6 protein-coding genes are annotated in these 6459 nt (G+C 74.0%); 4 read left to right on the forward strand and 2 right to left on the reverse strand.

Going from position 1 to position 6459, the window contains the following annotated elements; genetic code table 11:
* Positions 1 to 76: 76 nt before the first annotated feature.
* Both AB0K51_RS31635 and AB0K51_RS31640 read right to left on the reverse strand, forming a co-directional pair.
* A complete protein-coding gene (locus tag AB0K51_RS31635) occupies positions 77 to 1681 on the reverse strand; it encodes an amidohydrolase (protein ID WP_363461153.1) in 1605 nt (534 codons plus the stop codon).
* A 31-nt stretch (positions 1682 to 1712) separates the two neighbouring features.
* Entirely contained in the window at positions 1713 to 2153 is a 441-nt protein-coding gene (locus AB0K51_RS31640) for an Lrp/AsnC family transcriptional regulator (RefSeq protein WP_363461155.1), read from the reverse strand.
* Positions 2154 to 2361: 208 nt separating this feature from the next.
* On the opposite strand from AB0K51_RS31640, the gene AB0K51_RS31645 reads away from it, so the two are divergent.
* From AB0K51_RS31645 to AB0K51_RS31660, 4 genes are all read left to right on the forward strand, one after another.
* Positions 2362 to 2763, forward strand: a complete 402-nt coding sequence (locus AB0K51_RS31645) for a hypothetical protein (protein ID WP_363461157.1) — start codon at positions 2362 to 2364, stop codon at positions 2761 to 2763.
* A 97-nt stretch (positions 2764 to 2860) separates the two neighbouring features.
* Positions 2861 to 3490 (forward strand): AAA family ATPase, encoded by a 630-nt coding sequence (locus tag AB0K51_RS31650; protein WP_363461159.1) that lies wholly within the window; start codon positions 2861 to 2863, stop codon positions 3488 to 3490.
* A gap of 310 nt (positions 3491 to 3800) precedes the next feature.
* The gene (locus AB0K51_RS31655; protein WP_363461163.1) at positions 3801 to 5591 is read left to right on the forward strand and encodes an AAA family ATPase; all 1791 of its coding nucleotides are present in this window, start codon (positions 3801 to 3803) and stop codon (positions 5589 to 5591) included.
* A gap of 62 nt (positions 5592 to 5653) precedes the next feature.
* Positions 5654 to 6298, forward strand: coding sequence for a DUF4230 domain-containing protein (locus AB0K51_RS31660; protein WP_363461161.1), 645 nt, complete (start codon positions 5654 to 5656; stop codon positions 6296 to 6298).
* Positions 6299 to 6459: the final 161 nt, after the last annotated feature.

Genomic DNA, 6459 nt, shown 5'->3' on the forward strand with positions numbered 1-6459 from the left:
CGGACGACGTCCACCGAGGATAAGCCAAACGGGGGACTGCCCCTCGCGCACCCCGCAGGGCCCCGGGTGGTGCGTCCTAGGGACGCGTGTACACCGTCTCGCCGCGGACCACCGTGCACAGACAGGTGGGGAGGGGCTCGCCGGGGGTGAGGTCGGGGAGGCCGGGGGTGCCGGAGCGGGGGTCGGTGGACCAGCCGGCGATGCGGGTGTCGGGGGCCTGGACGACCAGGTCGCTGGTGGCCCAGATCGCGTAGGAGGCGACGGCGCCGGGGACCAGCACGCCGTCCTGGTCGTGGCCGAGGGCGCGCCAGCCGCCGCGGGTGTGGGCGGTGAAGGCGGCGCGGACCGAGATCCGGTGCTCGGGGGTGCGGTGGAAGGCGGCGGCCCGCACCGTGCCCCACGGGTCGAGCGGGGTGACGGGGGCGTCGGAGCCGAAGGCCAGCGGGATGCCGGCCCGCAGCATCGCCGCGAACGGGTTCAGCGCCGCGGCCCGCTCCGCGCCGAGCCGCTCGGCGTACATGCCGGACGGTCCGCCCCACGCGGCGTCGAACGCGGGCTGGACGGAGGCGGTGAGGCCGAGTTCGGCGAACGCGGCGACGGTCTCGTAGGAGAGCGCCTCGGCGTGCTCGACGCGGTGCCGCAGGGCCTTCACCCGGGCCGCGCCGAGCCGCGTCCCGGCCTCCCGGACGCCCTCGAGGACCGCGGTGATCGCGGCGTCGCCGATGGCGTGGAACCCGGCCTGCAGGCCCGCCTCGGTGCAGGCGGTGACGTGGTCGGCGATCTGAGCGGCCGTCAGGTAGGCGGTGCCGGTGTGCGGGGCGTCGGCGTACGCGTCGTGCAGGCAGGCGGTGTGCGAGCCGAGGGCGCCGTCGGCGAACAGGTCGCCGCCGGCGCCGACCGCGCCGAGCCGCTTGGCGGTGTCGACGGCGCCGAGCTCGCCCCAGTAGCCGTACACCTCGGGGCCGGGGGTCCGGGCGGCGAGGTCGAGCAGGGCGGTGAGGTCGTCCTCGGAGGAGATGTCCGGGCCGGCGCACTCGTGCAGCGCGCCGATGCCGAGTTCGGCGGCCCGCCGCAGGGTGGCGAGTTGCGCGGTGCGGCGCTGCTCGGGGGTGAGGTGGGCCAGCGCGGCGCGGCGGACGGCGTGGTGGGCGTCGCGGGTGAGCGGGCCGTCGGCGTCGAAGCCGGGCGCGGCGGTCAGCGCCGGGACCAGGGCGCGCAGCGCGGTGGTGGCGAGCGCGGAGTGCACGTCGGTGCGCGAGAGGTAGAGCGCGGCGCCGCCGGCCGCGGCGTCGAGTTCGGCGAGCGAGGGGGCGCGGCGCTCGGGCCAGCGGGTCTCGTCCCAGCCGTGGCCGATCAGCACGCCGCCGGGGTAGTCGGCGGTGAACCGGCCGATCCGGTGCAGGGCCTCGGCGAGCGTGGGGGTGCCGGTGAGGTCGAGGCCGGTGAGCGCCAGGCCGGTGGCGGTGGCGTGCACGTGGGCGTCGACGAAGGCGGGGGTGACCAGCGCGCCGTCCAGCTCGACGATCTCGTCGGCGGTGTCGGCGTACGCCTCGGCGGCTCCGTCGCTGCCCACCCAGGCGATGTGCTCGCCCTCGACCAGCATGGCGGTGGCGAACGGGTCGGCGGGGCTGTAGACGTTTCCGCCGCGCAGCAGCACGGTCCGGACGGTGCGTTCGGTCATGGCGACCAGTCTCGCACTCCGGACAGCGGGGTCAGAGCTTCGGGGGGCGCGCCTCGTACGGGGTGGAGAGGACGACCGTGGTGCGGGTGGAGACGCCGGCGGCGGTACGGATCCGGGCCAGCAGGTCCTCCAGGTCGCCGGGGCCGGGGACCCGGACCTTGAGGATGTAGTTCTCGTCGCCGGCGACGCTGTGGCAGGCCTCGATCTCGGGCAGGCCCTCCAGGCGCTCGGGGGTGTCGTCGGGGGCGCTGGGGTCGAAGGGCTTGACCGAGATGAACGCGGTGAGCGCCAGGTTGACCGCTTCGGGGTCGACGATCGCGGTGTAGCCGCGGATCACGCCGCGCTGCTCGAGCCTGCGCACCCGCTGGTGCACGGCCGAGGTGGACAGGCCGGTGGCCTTGCCCAGGTCGGTGTAGCTCATCCGTCCGTCCTGCAGCAGCAGCTGGACGATGCGCTGGTCGAGTTCCTCCACAAGGCGTCAACCTACTCGATGCGGCGGGGGCTGTGCAGACAGCTCACGGGGGGCGCATTCGGGGGGCACATGCCAACGGAATGTGGCCAAGGACACAGACGATGCATCATCGTGCGCCGGAGTGCAGGGTTATGACCCCCCGTCACAGGGAAGTGCTGGTGGTGGCCCGGACTAACGAGAGACTCCGGCCCGATCCGAGGGGGATCCGATGCCTTCCACCGACCAGCGTCCCGACGTCGAGGACGAACGCAGCGCGCCCGAGCCCGCCTTCGGGGCGGACCCGGGCGCGGCCGACACCTGGGACATCGTCCGGGTGCACTGCCCGGAGTGCGACCGCCCGATCGCCCTGATCGGGGACGAGGAGAGCCTCCCCCAGCACGCGGTGCTGCCCTCCGCGTGGCACCCCTTCTCCCCCGCCATCTGCCGGGGCACCGGCGCGCCCACCGCGGACCTGCCCGAGTGCGAGGAGCACGAGGCGCAGGACGGCTTCGAGTCGCTGGTGGCGCTGCCCACCGCGCTGGACTGGCGCACCCAGCCGTTCTCGCACGCCGGGGCCCACCGCGCGGTGCGGGCGTTCCTGCCCGTGCAGCGCGACCGCCGCGCGGCCTGAGTCCGACGTCTCGGCGAGGGCGCCGCACCGCCGGTGCCCTCCGGGATCACCCACGGCTCTACTGAACCGGTTCATGCCAACCCGTAGGCTGGCCGGTATGAGCACCCCCGACGCCTTCCCCGACCTGCCCGCGCTCGCCGCCGGGCTGCGCGCGCTGCCGTCCTCGCTCGGGCCGGTGCGACTGGTCGCGGTGGACGGGCACGCCGGGTCGGGGAAGACCACCTTCGCCGAACGGCTGGCCGCCGAGCTGGGCGGCGCCCCCGTGGTGCACCTGGACGACCTGGCCACGCACGCCGAGCCGTTCGGCTGGGTGGAGCGGCTGCGCGCCCAGCTGCTGGACCCGCTGGCCCGCGGCGAGACCGCCCGGCACGGCGTCTACGACTGGACCCGGCGGCGCTTCGCGGACACCCGCGCGGTGCCGCCGGCCCCGGTGGTGCTGCTGGAGGGCGTGGGCGCGGGCCGCCGGGCGGTCCGGCCGCACCTGGCCGCGCTGCTGTGGATGGAGCTGGACCAGGCGGCCGCGCAGGCCCGCGGGGAGCGCCGGGACGGGCCGGAACTGGCCGAGTTCTGGGCGGGCTGGGTACGCGCCGAGCGGGCGCACTTCGCCGCCGACCCGAGCCGTCCGTACGCCGCGCTGCGGGTCGACGGGGTCACCGGCCGAATCGCCGGGAGCACCCTGAGTGAACCGGTAGAACCCGCCTTGACCTGCGACGTCGTGAGGATCTAAGTTCTGCGTGTCGCGGAGATTAGTTGATTCCGCAACCACAGACACGGCGTCTCCGGCTTGTTCCCCCGTGAGCCGGAGGCGCCGTTCTCCCTTCTCCGGCACCCTCCGCCGCGCCAACACCCGGCTGTCTCTCGCCATTTGAACGGTGCGGCACCCTTCCGGATCTCCGCTGCGCCGGTACCATGCCACGCAGGCGCGTATGCGTCCCGAGGTCTGGCGGGGGGCGTCAGTGACGGTGGAGAGTTCCGGCGGCAAGGGGCCCGCCGAGGCGGGGCCCGAGCCGGAGGCCGACCGCGCCTGGACGCGCGCCATGGACGCCTACGCGGCCGGCTCGTACGCCCGCGCGGAGGAGGAGTTCCGGGCCGCGGTGCAGCTGGACCCGGGCATGGCCGACGCCTGGCTGGGCCTGCACGCGCTGCGCAGCGACACCGCGGGCGCGCTGCTGGCGATGCAGCGGCACCGCGACCGGTTCGGCGAGCAGCGCGACCGGCACCGGCGGCCGCTCAGCTCCTGGTACTGGCTGGGCTGGTGGGTGCAGCCGGTGCTGGAGACCGAGCACGACCTGGCCCTGGCGCACGCCTCGCACTGGCTGGACGGCCGCCACCTCGCCGAGCTCGACCAGGCGCTCACCGACTGCCCGCCGCCCGAGCGGGACCCCGCGGTGCGCTTCCTGCACGCCTGCCGCGCCTACCTGCTGAAGGACTGGGAGCAGCTGATCCGGGACACCGACCGGCTGCTGGACGACCCGGTGCTGGGCATCGAGGCCGGCCTGTTCGCCGGGATGGCCCGGGTCCGCCTCGACATGTGCGCGCAGGCGCAGCGCCCGCTGGCCGCCTCGCTGGCCCGCTGCCGGTCCGAGCAGCCGCAGCGCAAGGAGCTGCGCTACTGGCTGGGCCGGGCGTACGAGGGGGCCGGGCGCAGCGCGGCGGCGCTGCCGCTGTACCGGGCGGTGCACCGGGCCGACCCGTCGTTCATGGACACCGCGCAGCGGCTCGCCGCCATCGCCACCGAGGACGGGCTGCTGGAGAGCGGCGACTACCAGCCGCTCGACCTCGCCGAGCCGGAGCAGCTCGCGGCGGCCGAGCCGGAGGGCGGCGAGCCGGAGCGGGCCCAGCCGGCCGGGGAGCCGCGCGGCGGCCAGCTCGCCGAACGGGTCACCGAGGCCCCGCAGTTACCCCAGCGGTTGGGCAACTGGCCCGCGGCGGCGGCAATTCCGCCCGCCGGGCCGAACCCGCGGCCGGCCGCCCGGATGGAGCTGGACCAGGCGCTGGCCGAACTGGAGGCGATGGTCGGCCTGGACCCGGTGAAGCGTCAGGTCCGGGCGCTGTCCGCACAGTTGCGGATGGCGCGGCTGCGCGCCGACCGCGGCCTGCCGGTGCAGCCGCCGAAGCGGCACTTCGTCTTCTCCGGGCCCTCCGGGACCGGCAAGACCACCGTGGCGCGGATCCTCGGCCGGGTCTTCCACGCCCTCGGCCTGCTCTCCGGCGACCACCTGGTGGAGGCTCAGCGTGCCGACCTGGTGGGCGAGTTCCTCGGCCAGACCGCGGTGAAGGCGAACGAGCTGATCGACTCGGCGCTGGACGGGGTGCTGTTCATAGACGAGGCCTACTCGCTGGCCAACTCCGGCTACAGCAAGGGCGACGCGTACGGCGACGAGGCGCTGCAGGTGCTGCTGAAGCGGGCCGAGGACAACCGGGACCGGCTGGTGGTGATCCTGGCCGGCTACCCGGAGGGGATGAACCGGCTGCTGGCCGCCAACCCGGGCCTGAACTCGCGGTTCACCACCCGGGTCGACTTCCCGTCCTACCGTCCCGCCGAACTCGCGGACATCGGCGCGCAGTTGGCGCTCGCCGACGGCGACGCCTGGGACGTCGACGCGGCCGAGGAGCTGGCCTCGATCTGCGGCCACGTGGTCGGCGAGGGCTGGATCGACGAGCTCGGCAACGGCCGGTTCATCCGCACCCTGTACGAGAAGTCCTGCGCCTACCGGGACTTGCGCCTCTCCGGCCAGCTCTCCGTCCCCACCCGGGACGATCTCGCCACACTCCGGCTGCCGGATCTCCTCCAGGCGTACGGCGAACTGATCGACGGCCGTCAGTGACGGGGACTAAGGTGCCGCGCGAGGGTCGGGTGGAGGACCCGGCCCCTCGAGGAGGAGCGGCTGTGCTGCGTCGTGTGCCCTGGTACCTTTCCCTGCCGATCACGCTGGCGGTGATCGCGGCGCTGTTCCTGGGCGCCGGGAAGCTCGGCTGGCTGCCGGGTCTGGTCAACCCGTTCGAGGAGAAGACCATCGACCGGAGCGGTCCGGTGCTGCTCAAGTCCGTGCAGAACATGAGCCGTTACAACGCGGCGACCGGCAACTTCCAGGTGGTGATCGACCTGGACAAGGAGGCCCGGTTCCTGCCGTCGGCGCTGCTCGGCTCGCGCACCCTGTACGTCGGCGGCGGCACCGTCGACTCCTACGTGGACCTCGGCAAGCTCGGCCCGGACTCGGTGAAGGTCTCCGCCGACCGCCTCAGCGCCACCATCGTCATACCGCACGCCCAACTCGCGGACGCCGCACTGGACGTGAAGCGCTCGTACGTGGTCTCCCAGCAGCGCGGGCTGTTCGACCGGATCGGCGACTTCTTCTCCTCGGACACCGCCGAGGACCAGCACAAGGTGGAGCTGCTGGCGGTCGACAAGATCCAGACCGCGGCGAAGGAGACCGGGCTGATCACCACCGCCGAGACGAACACCAAGCAGATGCTGCAGAACCTGCTGACCTCGCTCGGGTTCACCTCGGTGACGGTGACGGTCACCCCGTAGCCGGTGCGGTGCCGCGCCCCCGCGGGCGCGGCCCCGCGGGCGGGGGCAGCGCGAGGCCGCCCCCGGCGGGAGATCGGAAGAGCGGGGGGTAGGGAAAGAGTGTGATGTCTAGAGTGTAGATATAGGTGGTCGAGGTATAATTAAAAATTTTTTGTGGGTGG

The sequence above is a fragment of the Kitasatospora sp. NPDC049285 genome (assembly GCF_040678815.1).
Classification (GTDB): Bacteria; Actinomycetota; Actinomycetes; order Streptomycetales; family Streptomycetaceae; genus Kitasatospora.

Excerpts from the sequence above, each read along its gene's own strand:
- AB0K51_RS31635 (WP_363461153.1), bottom strand. The coding sequence starts at position 1,681 with ATGACCGAACGCACCGTCCGGACCGTGCTGCTGCGCGGCGGAAACGTC.
- AB0K51_RS31645 (WP_363461157.1), top strand. The coding sequence starts at position 2,362 with ATGCCTTCCACCGACCAGCGTCCCGACGTCGAGGACGAACGCAGCGCG.
- AB0K51_RS31650 (WP_363461159.1), top strand. The coding sequence starts at position 2,861 with ATGAGCACCCCCGACGCCTTCCCCGACCTGCCCGCGCTCGCCGCCGGG.
- AB0K51_RS31655 (WP_363461163.1), top strand. The coding sequence starts at position 3,801 with ATGGACGCCTACGCGGCCGGCTCGTACGCCCGCGCGGAGGAGGAGTTC.